The 14939-nt window shown below is 71.8% G+C and carries 17 protein-coding genes and 1 riboswitch; of the genes, 5 read left to right on the forward strand and 12 right to left on the reverse strand.

Annotation, left to right across the window (positions count from 1 at the left end):
• Positions 1-202 precede the first annotated feature (202 nt).
• Positions 203-490, reverse strand: coding sequence for a hypothetical protein (locus CUT44_RS11805; RefSeq protein ID WP_100201663.1), 288 nt, complete (start codon positions 488-490; stop codon positions 203-205).
• Positions 491-498: 8 nt separating this feature from the next.
• Complete coding sequence (locus tag CUT44_RS11810; protein WP_233221363.1) at positions 499-924, reverse strand: ATP-binding protein; 426 nt, start codon at positions 922-924, stop codon at positions 499-501.
• Positions 925-1198: 274 nt separating this feature from the next.
• Here CUT44_RS11810 and CUT44_RS11815 point away from each other — a divergent pair, with 274 nt between their 5' ends.
• Positions 1199-2038, forward strand: coding sequence for a helix-turn-helix domain-containing protein (locus tag CUT44_RS11815; protein ID WP_100201914.1), 840 nt, complete (start codon positions 1199-1201; stop codon positions 2036-2038).
• 3 nt (positions 2039-2041) lie between these two features.
• Entirely contained in the window at positions 2042-2266 is a 225-nt protein-coding gene (locus tag CUT44_RS11820) for a DUF397 domain-containing protein (RefSeq protein ID WP_100201915.1), read from the forward strand.
• A gap of 252 nt (positions 2267-2518) precedes the next feature.
• Here the strand turns inward: CUT44_RS11820 and CUT44_RS11825 are convergent, their stop codons facing one another.
• Positions 2519-3493, reverse strand: a complete 975-nt coding sequence (locus CUT44_RS11825) for a helix-turn-helix transcriptional regulator (RefSeq protein WP_100201916.1) — start codon at positions 3491-3493, stop codon at positions 2519-2521.
• Between the two features lie 118 nt (positions 3494-3611).
• Between CUT44_RS11825 and CUT44_RS11830 the strand changes: the two genes are divergently transcribed.
• Entirely contained in the window at positions 3612-4007 is a 396-nt protein-coding gene (locus CUT44_RS11830) for a RidA family protein (protein WP_100201917.1), read from the forward strand.
• A 312-nt stretch (positions 4008-4319) separates the two neighbouring features.
• Here CUT44_RS11830 and CUT44_RS33080 read toward each other — a convergent pair whose 3' ends face one another.
• From CUT44_RS33080 to CUT44_RS11855, 5 genes are all read right to left on the reverse strand, one after another.
• Positions 4320-4787 (reverse strand): DUF3592 domain-containing protein, encoded by a 468-nt coding sequence (locus CUT44_RS33080; protein ID WP_158239601.1) that lies wholly within the window; start codon positions 4785-4787, stop codon positions 4320-4322.
• Positions 4788-4921: 134 nt separating this feature from the next.
• Positions 4922-5773, reverse strand: coding sequence for an ABC transporter permease (locus CUT44_RS11840; RefSeq protein WP_100201918.1), 852 nt, complete (start codon positions 5771-5773; stop codon positions 4922-4924).
• On the reverse strand, positions 5770-6741 hold the full coding sequence (locus tag CUT44_RS11845) for an ABC transporter ATP-binding protein (protein ID WP_100201919.1): 972 nt from the start codon (positions 6739-6741) through the stop codon (positions 5770-5772). Before CUT44_RS11845 ends, CUT44_RS11840 begins: the two co-directional genes overlap by 4 nt.
• A 315-nt stretch (positions 6742-7056) precedes the next feature.
• The gene (locus CUT44_RS11850; RefSeq protein ID WP_100201920.1) at positions 7057-7356 is read right to left on the reverse strand and encodes a DUF4031 domain-containing protein; all 300 of its coding nucleotides are present in this window, start codon (positions 7354-7356) and stop codon (positions 7057-7059) included.
• On the reverse strand, positions 7353-7733 hold the full coding sequence (locus CUT44_RS11855) for a hypothetical protein (protein WP_100201921.1): 381 nt from the start codon (positions 7731-7733) through the stop codon (positions 7353-7355). The genes CUT44_RS11850 and CUT44_RS11855 overlap by 4 nt, the downstream gene beginning before the upstream one ends.
• A 107-nt stretch (positions 7734-7840) precedes the next feature.
• Here CUT44_RS11855 and murQ point away from each other — a divergent pair, with 107 nt between their 5' ends.
• Positions 7841-8845, forward strand: coding sequence for an N-acetylmuramic acid 6-phosphate etherase (murQ, locus tag CUT44_RS11860; protein WP_100201922.1), 1005 nt, complete (start codon positions 7841-7843; stop codon positions 8843-8845).
• 134 nt (positions 8846-8979) lie between these two features.
• Here the strand turns inward: murQ and groL are convergent, their stop codons facing one another.
• From groL to thrC, 4 genes are all read right to left on the reverse strand, one after another.
• The gene (groL, locus tag CUT44_RS11865) at positions 8980-10611 is read right to left on the reverse strand and encodes a chaperonin GroEL (protein WP_100201923.1); all 1632 of its coding nucleotides are present in this window, start codon (positions 10609-10611) and stop codon (positions 8980-8982) included.
• Positions 10612-11005: 394 nt separating this feature from the next.
• The gene (locus CUT44_RS11870; RefSeq protein WP_004986573.1) at positions 11006-11209 is read right to left on the reverse strand and encodes a cold-shock protein; all 204 of its coding nucleotides are present in this window, start codon (positions 11207-11209) and stop codon (positions 11006-11008) included.
• A 466-nt stretch (positions 11210-11675) separates the two neighbouring features.
• Positions 11676-11954: a MoaD/ThiS family protein gene (locus CUT44_RS11875; RefSeq protein WP_100201924.1), complete on the reverse strand. Its 279-nt coding sequence runs from the start codon at positions 11952-11954 to the stop codon at positions 11676-11678.
• Entirely contained in the window at positions 11951-13231 is a 1281-nt protein-coding gene (gene thrC, locus CUT44_RS11880) for a threonine synthase (protein ID WP_100201925.1), read from the reverse strand. The genes CUT44_RS11875 and thrC overlap by 4 nt, the downstream gene beginning before the upstream one ends.
• 18 nt (positions 13232-13249) lie before the next feature.
• Positions 13250-13390, reverse strand: a riboswitch (SAM riboswitch).
• Between the two features lie 385 nt (positions 13391-13775).
• Here thrC and CUT44_RS11885 point away from each other — a divergent pair.
• Positions 13776-14735, forward strand: coding sequence for a glucosyl-3-phosphoglycerate synthase (locus tag CUT44_RS11885; protein ID WP_100201926.1), 960 nt, complete (start codon positions 13776-13778; stop codon positions 14733-14735).
• The last annotated feature ends 204 nt before the right edge of the window (positions 14736-14939 follow it).

Raw genomic sequence — 14939 nt, forward strand, 5'->3', positions numbered from 1 at the left:
TGGGGTCGGGGCCGGTCCGGGGCGACCATTCCGGACGGTACGATTTACGGCCGCTGACGTGCCACGTTTCCTCGCCCGCTCATTGGCCGCAAATCGCGCCCCTGGCCTTCGGCATGGGGGACCCCAGAGTGTCCGGAACGGCCGCCCCTCCCCGTCCCCTCCCGCCGTCCCCGGCTGCCTGAAGTGCGCCGCTGCCCGAACCTCACATGCCTCCCGTGACCTGCGGCACCGGCCGCAGCGACAACTCCCACAGACACCCGGCGCTCGTGTGGCTGTAGACCACCGCCCGGCCCGCACACAGCAGCCGCCGCGTGGAGCCGGTGCCCGCCTCGTGCGCCCAGGTGAGGAACCGCGCGGCGGCCTCCGGCCCCAGACTCGCCGCGATCCGCACCGCCCGCTCCCCCACCCGCGGCGAGAAGCAGCCCCCCAGATGGCACACGCCCGGCCCAGGCACCCCGCAGTAGGCGACGACCTCCGCCCGATACGCCACCGGTCCACTCACCCCTCCCCCACCGGGCCGGACAGCAGCACGGTGAACCACACCCACTTACCACCCGGCACACACGTGCAGCCCAGCCCGCCGGCCACCTCCCGCAGCAACCACAACCCCCACCCCCGCTCCGCATCCCACTCCGGCACCCTCACCTCCGGCACCCGCGCACAGCGGTCGAAGACCCGCACCAACGCCGTGCCCCGCCCCTGGCGCACCTCCAGCCGACACCGCCGGTCCGCCACATGCCGGCACACGTTCGCCAGCAACTCCGAAACCCCCAGCCGCGCCACCTCCACCGCCGACCGGCCCCCACCCATGGCCCGCACCACCACCGCGACCTCCCGCCACCACACCTCGATCTCCCAAGCCTCAGCAGTCAGCTCCCATGCGAAGCAGTACCGACCTCCGAGCCCTTGGCCCACAACTGCCATGACACCTCCAGCACCGCCGTTCGGAGCGCCTTCTCCATCAGACACAGCAAGCACACTCCCCGCTTTCGCTTCGACACGGAGAGTGCTCACTTCATACGGTGCAGGATCTCCAAACCGTCGTCAAGGCAAGTGACTGTCAATTGACAAAACACATGTTCGGGGTTGATTCTGACATCCACTCACACCGCTTCCACCAGCCAACTTCTGCGGTAGTCTCGCTCCTCGTCGAATCAGCCGAGGAGGAGCGTTGGCCAACAGTACGAGCACACTGCTCATGTCGCGCATCGCCCTCGGACGGGCGCTGCGACGTCTACGCGAGGAGCACGGCATGACCATCGCGGAGGTGGCCGGCAGGCTGCGCTGCGACGTCTCCCTGATCAGTCGGATCGAAAACGGCAAGCGCCCGTGCTCACAACGGCACTTCGCCAAGCTCATGAACCTCTACGCGGTGCCGGAGGACGAACGCGAGGAACTCGCTCAACTCCACACCGCCACCCGTGAGCGCCGACCACCCTGGTGGGCGCAGTACAGCGACATCATCAGCGCCAGCTATGAGCGGTTTCTCACCTTCGAGGACGCTGCCGAGAAAGTGCGGGAGTACCAGTTCGGGATCGTGCCCGGCCTGTTGCAGACCGAGGAGTACGCGCGGGCTGTGACCGGCGTCGGGTTCGACTCACTCGGACCCGACCAGGTCGGAGGCCTGGTCGAGGTCCGCATGCTGCGGCAGCGCAACCGCCTTCACGAGACCACCCGGCCGCTCACCTGCCACTACGTGATCACCCAGGCAGCACTGGAGTTCCAGGTCGGAGGCCCAAGAGTACACCGGGAGCAGTTGGGGCGCCTGCTGGAACTGTCCGAACACGACCGGATAACTCTCCAGGTCATCCCTTACGAGAAAGGCGAGGAAGGCTGCCAGATCGGGGGATTCAGGGTCTTCGAGTTCCCAGGTGATATGCCCGCCGTGGCTTTCAGCGAGTCGGTCGCGGGCAGTTCCACCCTGGACGACCCTCGTGATCTGCGACGGCTCCACCGACTCTTCCGCAACCTCGCCGCAGCGGCTCTCCCCGTCGACCGCACCCGCAGCCTCATTACACGCATCAAAGAAAGGGATTGAGCCATGGAGAAGCAGGATCTGTACGCGACCGACCCTGCCACGCTGCCCTGGCAGAAGAGCAGCCTCACCGCCAACTCCGGTGAGTGCTTCGAACTCGCCCCGCTGCCCGGTGGCGGCGTGGCGGTCCGGGACTCCAAGAACCCTGACCGTCCGCACCTGTGCTTCACCGCCGCCGAATGGGCCGCCTTCAAGGGCGGCATAGCCCTGGGCGACTTCGACCACCTCTGACGCCGCCGACAGGCCCACTGCCCGACAGCCGGGGGACGGCGGGAGGGGACGGGGAGGGGCGGCCGTTCCGGACACCTGGGGTCCCCCATGCCGGAGGCAAGGGGCGCGATTTGCGGCCAATGAGCGGCCCAGAAAACGTGTCACGGCAACGGCCGTAAATCGTACCGTCCGGAATGGTCGCCCCGGACCGGCCCCGACCCCAGCACCCACCCCACCCGCACCCCGGGCACAGCCCGGAACGCTCCGGGGCCCTCAGGAGGCGTCCCCGTAACAGGCGGCGAGCGCGGCGGCGCGGTTGCGCAGGGAGGTGCGCAGCGACTGCGGGGTCAGGGCTTCCGCGTCCGCGGCGAGCTGCCACAGCGCCCACTCGGCGTGCCGCGAGTCCTGGAAGGTCACCTCCATCCGCAACCGGCCGTCTGCCTCGGGTTCCTCGGTGTGGACGGCCAGCGCGGTCTTCAGCAGCTCCTCCCGCCGTGCCGGGTTCACCCGTACCAGCGCGGTGACGTGGTCGCTGCCGGAGAGGAACCGTGCGGAACGCTGCCGCCAGAGCCGGTCCAGATCGACCCTGCCCGGCCGCTGCGCCGGTTCGGGAAGCTCCTCGGCGGCCAGGATCCGGGACAGCCGGTAGGTGCGGTCCGCGCCGGACCGCGTGGCCAGCAGGTAGCCCTGGCCCCGTACGGCGACCAGGCCGACCGGCTCCACCGTGCGCCACCTCGCAGCCTGGTCCACGGCCGCGTAGTGGATGCGCAACCTGCGGCCGGCGAACACCGCGCGCCGGACCTCGGCCACCACGGTGTCGGGGACCTCGTCAGCGACCAGCCGGCGCGAGAGGAGATCGGTCTCCGGGTCGACGAGCACTCGCCGGGCCGCGTCGGCCGCCGTGTCCCGCTGGTTCCCGGGCAGCGCGTCGACCACCTTGAGCATGGCCGAGGCGAGCGCCGGGCCGAGGCCGAACACCTGCGCGCCGCGCCGTGCTCCGGCGACCAGCAGGGCGAGTGCCTCGTCGTGGTTCAGTCCGGTGAGCTCGGTCCGGAAGCCGGGCAGCAGCTCGAACCCGCCGTTCCTGCCGCGTTCGGCGTAGACCGGGACGCCCGCCACGGACAGCGCCTCGATGTCGCGCAGCACGGTGCGGGTGGACACCTCCAGCTCGCGGGCCAGCGCGGTTGCGGACAGCCGTCCGTGCTGCCTCAGCAGCAGCACCAGCGATACCAACCGGTCGGCGCGCACACGAGAAACGTACCGGAATACATGACCAAGGGTGTCGCACTTCGGCTGCGAGGCTCGTCAGCACGGCGCCGAAACCGGCGGACGTACTCCCGACGAATCGTATGGAGCTGACGTGGCAGTGGAACGAACGGCGGTCAACCCGGTGACGTGGTCGGCGGAACTGGGCTTCAACCAGGGCGAGGTCGTCTCCGGGCACACCCGGACCCTGTATCTCTCGGGGCAGACCGCGACGGGCGACGACGGCAGGCCCCGGCACGACGGTGACATGGCGGCGCAGCTGGCGCTGAGCGCCGACAACCTGGAGGCCGTGCTCGGCAAGGCCGGCATGTCCCTCGCGAATCTCGTCCGGCTCAACGTCCACACGACCGATGTCGATCTGCTTCTCCAGCACTACGGCGTGCTGGCGGCGCGGTTGGGCGCCGCCGGGGTGGCGCCGGCCAGCATGCTGCTCGGGGTGACACGGCTGGCGATCCCCACCCTGATGGTCGAACTCGAGGGAACCGCCGTCGCGTGACACCGCCCGTGAGATCGTCGTGCTCATGGCCGAGTCCTGGGTGACCGACGACGGCACGGTCCCCGTGTCGTCCGGGGCGGCTTGAGACGCGGCTGACCAGTTCCTCCGGACGGTCGTTGGCCTTCGTGACGAACACCGAGCGCGCGATGGTGACGCTGCTCGGCGGAGAGGACGACCCCGGCGAGCACGCGGTGGGTCCGGGAGCCGCCGGATCGAGCGAACGGTCCGTCCTCTCCGGCGGGCAGCACGACGGATACCCGGACGAGGACACCGTGCCCGTCGGCCGGGCAGGGCAAAGCCGCTGTCCTCGGCTCATCTCCTCGCGGAGAGGAGGAGCGGAATGCTCAGTCCGAGGAAGAGCACGCACGCGAGCGCAACGATGCCGACCCCTACGATCTGCCCCACGACGCCGGGTGGTTCCGACTCGGCGTACTCCCTCGTGTACGGCCGGTCGGGTCTGTCGGCACGGTAGACCACCTCCACCACGTCCCCGGCGCGCAGTCCCGTCCGCTCGGCGCCACCGCTCAGCCTGGCGGTGTGCGGCTTGCCCCCGGCGGTGTACTCCACCAGCACCACCGTGACCGGACCGTTCGGTCCGCCCCCGTGCTGCGTCCGGCGCTCGGACACCACGGCATCGGTCCGGCGATCGAAATCGACGCGTTGCTCCTTCCCCACGTCCGCGGCAGTCACCGCCGTGACCAGGGCGAGCACCCCGCCGGAAAACAGGCAGAGCAGCCCGAGCACGACGGCCGCCGGGCGGCTGAGCGCTGAAATGAGCACATGTCCCTCCCCCGCGGGTTCTCCCACCGGCGGTGGGCGGCCCAAACGTGCGGGGGAGTCCGGGTGCGGACCAGCGACCGGGAGGGGCGACCGTTCCGGACCGGCCCCGCCCCCACCCGGACACGCACGTACCCCTAACCGACCCGCTGCATCGCCTTCCGGTGCCGTTCGGCCATCGCGGCCCCGGACTCGCGGCGGGCCATCCTGCGCAGGACGGGCGGTGCGAGGAGCAGTCCGGCGGCCGTCCAGGCACCCAGCACGGCCGCCGTCTCCAGGTACCGCCAGGACTCGCCGATCTCGGCGGCGACCGCGTCGGCCGGCAGCAGGGCGGCCCGCAGGCCGAGGCCGAGCCAGTAGACGGGGAAGACCTGCCCGACGGTCTGCAGCCACTCGGGCAGCTTCGACAGGGGGAAGTAGATCCCGGAGATCACGATGAGCCCCATCACCGGGAGCATCAGCAGACCGATGGCGCGCGGGCTGGTGACGAGTGAGCCGACGACGGCGCCCATCGGCAGGGTCGCCATGAGCCCCAGCGGCACCACCCACACCAGCGTCAGCAGTGCCCCGCCGCCCCGCCCGGCGACCCCGTCGACCAGGAACACACCGGCGGCGAAGGGAAGCGCCATGGAGACGAGGGCCGTGCCCGACACCATGACGATCTTGCCGACCAGATGGCCGACCATGCCGTGCGGCAGGGCCTTGGCCCGCAGCAGCGTGCCGTCCTCCCGCTCGGTCGCGAGCAGCTGCGCCGTGGTCATCATCCCGGTGAACGCCAGCGTCATCCCCAGCATGCTCGGCAGCATGAAGGCGCCGGCCGAGATGCCCGCGCCCTCCAGCGGGTCGTCCCTGACCAGGAACAGCGGCACCATGAGCAGGACCGTCCACAGGACGTAGCCGAACACGTCCTGGCCGGTGGTGAAGGTCTGCCGGAGTTCCGTCCAGCCGCGCCGGACCCCCACCCTCGCCGCGTACCACACCGGACTCATCGCGCTCCTCCCCCGAAAGCGTGGGCCGCCCGCTCACCGGAGACGCTTCCCGCCTCCAGCTCCCGCACCATCGTCAGATAGGTGTCCTCCAGACTCGCCCGGCGCACCTCCAGCCCGTCGATCGCCTCGCCGTGCTCCTCGAACAGCCGGCGGACGAACCGGGTGGGCCCGGCCGTCGTCTCCTCGAAGGGCCGCCCGTCCCGCGTCCAGCGCACGGTGGCCTCGGCCGATGCCTGCCGGGACAGTTCCTCCGCCGTCCCGTCGGCCACGATCCGGCCGCCGGCCAGGATGAGGATCCGGTCGGCGAGCCGTTCCGCCTCGGCGAGGTCGTGCGTGGTCATCAGGACGGTGGTGCTCTCGTCCGCGAGCCCGCGCACCAGGCCGTGGAACTCGCTTCTGGCCTCCGGGTCCAGACCGGCCGTCGGCTCGTCCAGGAACAGCAGCTCGGGTCTGCCCACGATGCCGACGGCCACGTCGAAACGTCTGCGCTGCCCGCCCGACAGGGTCCCGACCCGCTTGTGCGCCTGCTCGGCCAGCCCCACGGCGGCGAGGAGTTCGTCGGTGTCCCACGGCCGCCGGACGAGGGGGGTGGAGTACGGCGCGTAGTAGGCGCCGAGGTGGGCCAGCAGTTCCCGCACCCGCCACTTGCCGTGGTCGCGCCAGGACTGCAGCACGATGCCCAGGCGCGCACGCCACCGCTCGTCCCCGCGGGCCGGATCGGTGCCGAGGACGGTCACGTCACCGGCCGAACGCATCCGGAAGCCCTCCAGGACCTCGATCGTGGTCGTCTTGCCCGCGCCGTTCGGGCCGAGCAGCACGAGGACCTCGCCCCGCCGGGCCGTGAAGTCCACCCCGCTCAGCACGTCCTGGCTGCGGTAGCGCATCCGCAGGTCCCGTACGTCGATGACCGTGTCGCTCTCCGGCGGCGGACCGCTCTCCGTCCCGGACGGGGCATGCGCGGTCGTCATCGGTGTCCCCCTCGGTCTTGTGGCCGGTCCCGCGGTCGTCCGGGCCTTCCCCGGCGAACACACTACCGAAGGGGCCGGACGCCGTCCGGTGCTGTGGACAGGGACCCGGCCCGCAGCCGGGCGACGGGCGGGAGGGGACGGGGAGGGGCGGGTGCTCCGGACACTCAAGTGCGATTTGCGGCCAATGAGCGGGTGACAGAGCGTGACACGATCACGGCCGTAAATCGTACCGTCCGGAGTACCCGCCCCGGACCGGCCCCGACCCCAGCACGCACCCCACCCGCCCCGGGCACAGCCCGGGCCCCCGCCCGGAGCTCAGGACGGGACGGCGGCCGCGGCGGACGTGCTGCTGCGACGCGGCGGCTTGCGCCGCCGCAGCCCGGCCGCCGTCAGCCGCCGCAGCAGCTCCTTGCTGCCCACCTCGACCGCGCCGAGCGCGACCGCCCGCTCGTAGCGGGCGGCGGGCACGTCGTAGTGGTCGCGGTCGAAGGCGCGGCGCGGGCAGCCCAGCGCGGCGGCGAAGGCGTGCAGTTCCTCGTACGAGACGTCGCTGACCAGGTGCGACCAGACCGTGCCGTGGCCGGGCCAGACCGGCGGGTCGATGTAGACGGTCACCGGGCGAGCCTCCCCAGCTCCCCCACCGGCGCCACCGCCGTGGCCGTCCTGGCGCACACCCAGTGCGGGTCCGGGCCGAGCTCCGGCTCGACGTCCAGCGCGTGCCGGTCCCGGCCCTCGCACACCGGGCAGCCCGGCCAGCTCCCGTAGCGGTCCAGGAGGGCGTCCTGGACGTCCTGGGCGATCAGGCCGGCGACGAAGGCGGCACCCTGCGGCCACTGCTCGACCCACCACCGGCGGTGGACGACCGCGTCCTCCACCAGGGAGACGATCTCGGCCTCGGCGATGTCGCAGGCGGTGAGGTCGGCGAGGACGAGCGCCCGGCCCCGGTGCAGGGCCTGCTCGAGCTCGGGAGGGGAGGACTGCTGTTCTGTCATAGCCCGTCCATTGGAACAGATACCGCCACGGGCGGCGTGCACCTCCGCACCGCGACGGCGGCGGCCGGTGCTTGACGCCCCCCGGCGGCGGACATAGCTTCCGGCGGGTGGACGACGCCCCGCAGCACAGCTCCCCCGGCCCCTGCCCCGCCCCCGACGGACCCGACGCCCCCGCCAGCCACGGAACCCCCGACCGGGCCGGACCGCACGCCGCGGCAGCGGCGCTCACCACCGAGGCGTTCCGCCCCGAGCTGGCCGACATCGACCGGCTCCCCACCCTGGAGATCGCCCGGCTCATGAACGGCGAGGACGCCGCCGTCCCCGCCGCCGTCGCCGCGCAGCTCCCGCGCATCGCCGCCGCGATCGACGCCGTCGCCGGGCGGATGGCGCGCGGCGGGCGACTGCTCTACGTCGGCGCGGGCACGGCCGGACGGCTGGGGGTACTGGACGCCGGCGAGTGCCCGCCCACCTTCAACACCGATCCCGGCCGGGTGGTCGGGGTGCTCGCGGGCGGGCCCGAGGCGCTGCTGCGGGCGGTGGAGGGCGCCGAGGACCGCGCGGAGGGGGCCGTCGCCGACCTGGACGCGCTGGGGGTGGGCCCGGCCGACGCGGTGGTCGGCGTGGCGGCCTCCGGCCGCACCCCGTACACCGTCGGCGCGGTGGAGCACGCGCGGCGACTGGGGGCGCTGACGGTCGGGCTGTCCTGCAACGCGGGCTCACCGCTGGCGGCGGCGGCCGAGCACGGCGTCGAGGTCGTCACCGGCCCGGAGCTGCTGACCGGCTCCACCCGGCTGAAGGCGGGCACCGCCCAGAAGCTGGTCCTCAACATGATCTCGACCATCACCATGATCCGGCTGGGCAAGACGTACGGGAACCTGATGGTCGACGTCCGGGCCTCGAACGCGAAGCTGCGCGCCCGCTCCCGCCATATCGTCGCGCTCGCCACGGGCGCGGACGAGGAGCGGATCGAGGCGGCGCTGGCCGCCACCGGCGGCGAGGTGAAGGACGCCGTCCTCACCATCCTGGCCGGGGTGGACGCCCCCACCGCCGCCCGCCTGCTGGCGGAGTCGGGCGGACGGCTGCGTGAGGCGCTGGAGGCCGCCCGGGGCTGACCCCGGCCGGCTCCCTCCCGGCGCCGGGGCACCGTGGAGACGCCCGAGGGCGGCACCCCCGTACGGGGGTGCCGCCCTCGGCGTGTGTCACGCGCACGACACGGCGGGAACCGCCGATCCGCTGCGGGAGCGGATCAGAAGTCCATGCCGCCCATGCCACCGGCGGCGGCCGCGGCGTCGGCGCCGGCACCGGCCTTCTCCGGCTTGTCGGCGATGACGGCCTCGGTGGTGAGGAAGAGCGCCGCGATGGAGGCGGCGTTCTGCAGCGCGGAGCGGGTGACCTTGGCCGGGTCGATGATGCCTTCGGCGATCATGTCCACGTAGTCACCGGTGGCGGCGTTCAGACCGTGGCCCGGGGTCAGGTTGCGCACCTTCTCCACGATGACGCCGCCCTCGAGGCCGGCGTTGACCGCGATCTGCTTCAGCGGGGCCTCCAGCGCGGCCTTGACCGCGGCGGCACCGGTGGCCTCGTCGCCCTCCAGCTCCAGCTTCTCGAAGGCGCTGGACGCCTGGAGCAGGGCCACGCCACCGCCGGCGACGATGCCCTCCTCGACGGCGGCCTTGGCGTTGCGCACCGCGTCCTCGATGCGGTGCTTGCGCTCCTTGAGCTCCACCTCGGTGGCGGCACCGGCCTTGATGACGGCCACGCCGCCGGCCAGCTTCGCCAGGCGCTCCTGGAGCTTCTCGCGGTCGTAGTCGGAGTCGGAGTTCTCGATCTCGGCGCGGATCTGGTTGACCCGGCCGTTGACCTGGTCGCTGTCACCGGCACCGTCGACGATGGTGGTCTCGTCCTTGGTGATGACGACCTTGCGGGCGCGGCCCAGCAGCTCCAGACCGGCGTTCTCCAGCTTGAGGCCGACCTCCTCGGAGATGACCTGGCCGCCGGTGAGGATGGCGATGTCGCCGAGCATGGCCTTGCGGCGGTCGCCGAAGCCCGGGGCCTTGACGGCGACGGACTTGAAGGTGCCGCGGATCTTGTTGACGACCAGGGTCGACAGGGCCTCGCCCTCGACGTCCTCGGCGATGATCAGCAGCGACTTGCCGGCCTGCATGACCTTCTCCAGCAGCGGGAGCAGGTCCTTGACCGCGGAGACCTTCTGGTTGGCGATCAGGATGTAGGGGTCCTCCAGGACCGCCTCCATCCGCTCCATGTCGGTGGCGAAGTACGCGGAGATGTAGCCCTTGTCGAAGCGCATGCCCTCGGTGAGCTCCAGCTCCAGCCCGAAGGTCTGCGACTCCTCGACGGTGATGACGCCTTCCTTGCCGACCTTGTCCATCGCCTCGGCGATCAGCTCGCCGATCTGGGTGTCGGCGGCGGAGATGGAGGCGGTCGAGGCGATCTGCTCCTTGGTCTCGACCTCCTTGGCCTGCTCCAGCAGGGCGGCGGAGACGGCCTCGGTGGCCCGCTCGATGCCGCGCTTGAGGGCCATCGGGTTGGCGCCGGCGGCGACGTTGCGCAGACCCTCGCGGACCAGCGCCTGGGCGAGGACGGTCGCGGTGGTCGTACCGTCACCGGCGACGTCGTCGGTCTTCTTGGCTACTTCCTTGACCAGCTCGGCGCCGATCTTCTCGTACGGGTCCTCGAGCTCGATCTCCTTGGCGATGGAAACACCGTCGTTGGTGATCGTGGGGGCGCCCCACTTCTTCTCAAGGACGACGTTGCGGCCCTTGGGGCCGAGCGTGACCTTGACGGCGTCGGCGAGCTGGTTCATCCCGCGCTCGAGGCCGCGCCGCGCCTCCTCGTCGAACGCGATGATCTTGGCCATGTGAAGTGGTCCTCCCTGGGGTTCCCCATGCCGAAGGCCAGGGGCGGGTGTGGGATGTGTCCGGACCGCTCTGGCGCCCGCGACGGACGGCCCACCGGCCCGGTGGTTCCTTGCTCCACCGGGCTTGCGGACCTCACCGAACCGGTCCTGCTTCTGTCACTCTCACCTTCAGAGTGCTAACGCCAATGATTAGCACTCGACCCCTCCGAGTGCAAGCGCACCCGCCTCCGGACTCAGTCGCGCCAAGGGTTTCGCGCCGCGCCCCGGGCGCCGGGCGGGCCGGACACGACCGGACACGGCCGGACACGACGGAGGGCCCGCGCCCCCTGCGGGGACACGGGCCCTCCTGTGCCGTCTACTGCGTACTACGTGTGTGGTGCGAGTGGCCGGCGCTTCAGGCCGTCACGCGGACCATGTCCGCCTGCGGCCCCTTCTGACCCTGCGAGATCTCGAACTCGACCCGCTGTCCTTCCTCAAGGGTGCGGTAACCGTCCATCTGGATCGCGCTGTAGTGGACGAAGACGTCCGCACCACCGTCGACCGCGATGAAGCCGTACCCCTTCTCCGCGTTGAACCACTTGACGGTGCCTTGAGCCATTCCTAACTCCCCTATTGCTGGCCCTTGCACGAATCCGCACTCCGCGGACCCGGGTCAGTTTGCCCCCCGGCGAGAGGGGGCGTGCGCCGGAACGCGTCGACCGCGGCCGAATGTATCTGGGCAACAGCCCTCTGCAACAGGGCTGTTGGACGAGAATTCCGGCCACGTCAGGATTGCCGAAAAGCACGCGAAAGGCGGGAAACCAGGGCATCACGGTCCGGGCATGGCGGACCAACACGACAATTGCCGCGGTGAATCGGCCGCAAGTTGTCGCGTTCTCGTGGTGCGCTGTACGCGCGTTCGGGGGGAGGCAGGCCCACTCTACCGGTTCCGCACCGGCCGGAATTACCAATTCCGGATAACGGCCGGCCGTCGGACCGGCCCGGCGCCGCACACGGAGACGGCCCCGCCCCCGTCCCGGAGCTCCGGGACGGGGGCGGGGCCGCCGGTACGGGTCCGCGGGGCGTCAGCAGCCGCCCGCGACCGCCGGGATGATCGAGACGTTCGCACCCTCCGGCGTCGCCGTCTGGAGGCCCTCGGCGAAGCGCACGTCGTCGTCGTTGACGTAGACGTTCACGAAGCGGCGCAGCTTGCCGGAGTCGTCCAGCACCCGGGCGGAGATGCCCTGGTGGTTCTTCTCCAGGTCGGCCAGGACCTCGGCGAGCGTGGCGCCCTCCGCCGGCACCTCGGCCCGGCCGCCGGTGTAGGTGCGCAGGATGGTCGGGATTCGGACGGAGACACTCATGCCAGGCCAGCCTCTCGGAAGGAGTCCAGGTTCGGACGGATGATCGCGGACGGTCCGGTGGTCGGCGCCACCGCGTCCAGGGTCTTCAGGCCGTCGCCGGTGTTGAGGACGACGGTGGTGGCGGCCGGGTCGAGCAGGCCGGCCTCGAGCAGCTTCTTCGTCACGCCGACGGTCACCCCGCCCGCGGTCTCGGCGAAGACGCCCTCGGTGCGGGCCAGCAGCTTGATCGCCTCGACGACCTGCGTGTCGTCCACGTCCTCCACCGCGCCGCCGGTGCGGCGGGCGATGTCCAGGACGTACGGGCCGTCGGCCGGGTTGCCGATGGCCAGCGACTTGGCGATGGTGTCCGGCTTCACCGGCCGCACCACGTCGTGGCCCTCCTTGAAGGCCCGGGAGACCGGCGAGCAACCCGCCGCCTGCGCCCCGAAGATCTTGTAGGGCTTCTCCTCGACCAGGCCCAGCGCGATCAGCTCGCGCAGCCCCTTGTCGATCTTGGTGAGCTGGGAGCCGGAGGCGATCGGGACGACGAGCTGGTCCGGCAGCCGCCAGCCGAGCTGCTCGCAGATCTCGTACGCCAGGGTCTTGGAGCCCTCCGCGTAGTACGGGCGGAGGTTGACGTTGACGAAGCCCCAGCCCTCGCCGGCCGGGTCCCCGATCAGCTCCGAGCAGAAACGGTTCACGTCGTCGTAGGTGCCCTCGATGCCGACCAGCTCGCCGCCGTACACCGCGGCCATCACGACCTTGCCCTGCTCCAGGTCGTGCGGGATGAACACGCACGAGCGCAGCCCGGCGCGGGCGGCGGCGGCGCCGACGGCGCCCGCCAGGTTGCCGGTGGAGGAGCAGGACAGGGTGGTGAAGCCGAAGGCGCGGGCGGCCTCGACGGCGATGGCCACCACCCGGTCCTTGAAGGAGTGGGTGGGGTTGCCGGAGTCGTCCTTGACGTGCAGTTCACCGGTGACGCCCAGCTCGCGGGCGAGGTTGTCGGCCTTCACCAGCCGGGTGAAGCCGGGGTTCAGGTTGGGCTTGTCCGCCACGTCGGCCGGCACCGGCAGCAGCGGGGCGTAGCGCCAGATGCTGTTCGGTCCGGCCTCGATCCGCTTCCGCAGCCCCTCCGGGTCGCCCGCGGGGAGGTCGTACGCGATCTCCAGCGGCCCGAAGCACATCTCGCAGGCGAACACCGGCCCGAGCGGGAAGCGCTCACCGCACTCGCGACAGGAGAGCGCGTCGGCGGAGCCGAGCGAGACACCGGTGTTGCCTGCAACAGTCTGCACAGCCATGGTTGGCGAGGCCCTTTCTCCTCATCTTCCCCGCGGCGGCTTTCGCCCGGGACGGAATTGGCACCTTCCCCACCGTGGCCTCGACTTCTGTGAACGAGAACCGGCGGGAGGGTTGCCGGGGCTTCAACGGGCCGTTCCCTCTGCCCCTCTGGATGAGCTCTGTGGCACCCGGCCAATACCGTGGCCGGGGCGTTTGTGCACGCCGGGCCCCAAGATGCGGAACTCACCGACGTTGTCCAAGACTGTAACCGACGCCTCCGACGACCCGGCCGGCCGTCCGAACCGCGAGACGGACCCCGTACCCGGCCGCACCCGCCCCGCGGGCGGCGGGAGGCGTGGCGGGCCGGGCCGACACATCCCCGACACGACCGCGCAACGGTCCCGACCCGGTACCGACCCGATCACGACCGATGCCGAGAACATCCGGGAAACCCGGATCCCGCAGAATGCCTGGGACTCCGGGGGCCACCCGAGGAAGCCGAGGACCCGAGAACGCCCAGGACCCCGAGAAGCCCGAGAACGCCGAGAGCAGGGAGACGAGCACGTGCTGGATGAGGTCGACCACTGGCTGGAGCGACGCTCCTGGAGCGCTGTCGACCGCCCGCTGCACCGGCTGCTGGCCGCGAAGCGGGCGGCCGGACCGGCGGGCACGGTGAGCGTGGTGCTTCCGGCGCTGAACGAGGAGGCGACGGTCGGCGAGATCGTCGCCGCGATCCGCCACGAGCTGATGACCGAGGCGATGCCCCTGGTCGACGAGCTGGTGGTGGTGGACTCCGGATCCACCGACCGCACCTCCGAGGTCGCCGCCGCCGCGGGTGCCACCGTGGTGCACCGCGACGCCGTGCTGCCCCGGGTGCCCACGGTGCCGGGCAAGGGAGAGGTGCTGTGGCGGTCGCTGCTGGCCACCAGCGGCGAGATCGTCTGCTTCGTGGACGCGGACCTGCGGGACTTCGACCCGGCCTTCGTCCACGGCATCGTCGGGCCGCTGCTGACCGATCCCGGTCTGGCGATGGTCAAGGCGATGTACGACCGGGCCATCGGGGACAGCCCGGCGGGCGGCGGCCGGGTCACCGAGCTGGTCGCGCGCCCCCTGCTCAACCTGTACTGGCCGCAGCTCGCCGGCTTCGTGCAGCCGCTGGGCGGCGAGTACGCGGCACGCCGCTCGCTGCTGGAGCGGCTCAGCTTCCCCGTCGGCTACGGCGTGGAGCTGGGGCTGCTGGTGGACGCGCTGCACACGGTGGGGCTCGACGCGCTCGCCCAGGTGGACGTGGGGGTGCGCAAGCACCGCAACCAGGACGGGCAGGCGCTCGGCCGGATGGCCGCGGCGATCCACCGCACGGCCCATGTGCGGCAGGCGCGCGGCCCGCTGATACGCCCCGAGCTGACCCAGTTCGAACGCGCGCCCGACGGCGGCTTCGTGCCGCGCACCCACCCGGTGGACACCGAGGAGCGCCCGCCGATGTGCACGGTCCCGGAGTACGCGCGGCACCGCGCGGCGGCGTGAGGCGGCGTGAGGCGGCGGGCCCGGGGGCGCGCGGGCACGGGCCGGCGCGTCCCGGGGCGCCCCGGGACGTTCCGGGCCGTCCCGCTGTGTCCGCACCGGCCGCCGGCCCGTACCGGCCGGGTACGGGGCCGCGCGGTCGCGTACCGGTCGCGTACCCGGCCGGAAACGCTCCGTGCGCGTCGGGAACCGCACGTTTGACCGGTA

Source organism: Streptomyces carminius, assembly GCF_002794255.1.
Classification (GTDB): domain Bacteria; phylum Actinomycetota; class Actinomycetes; order Streptomycetales; family Streptomycetaceae; genus Streptomyces; species Streptomyces carminius.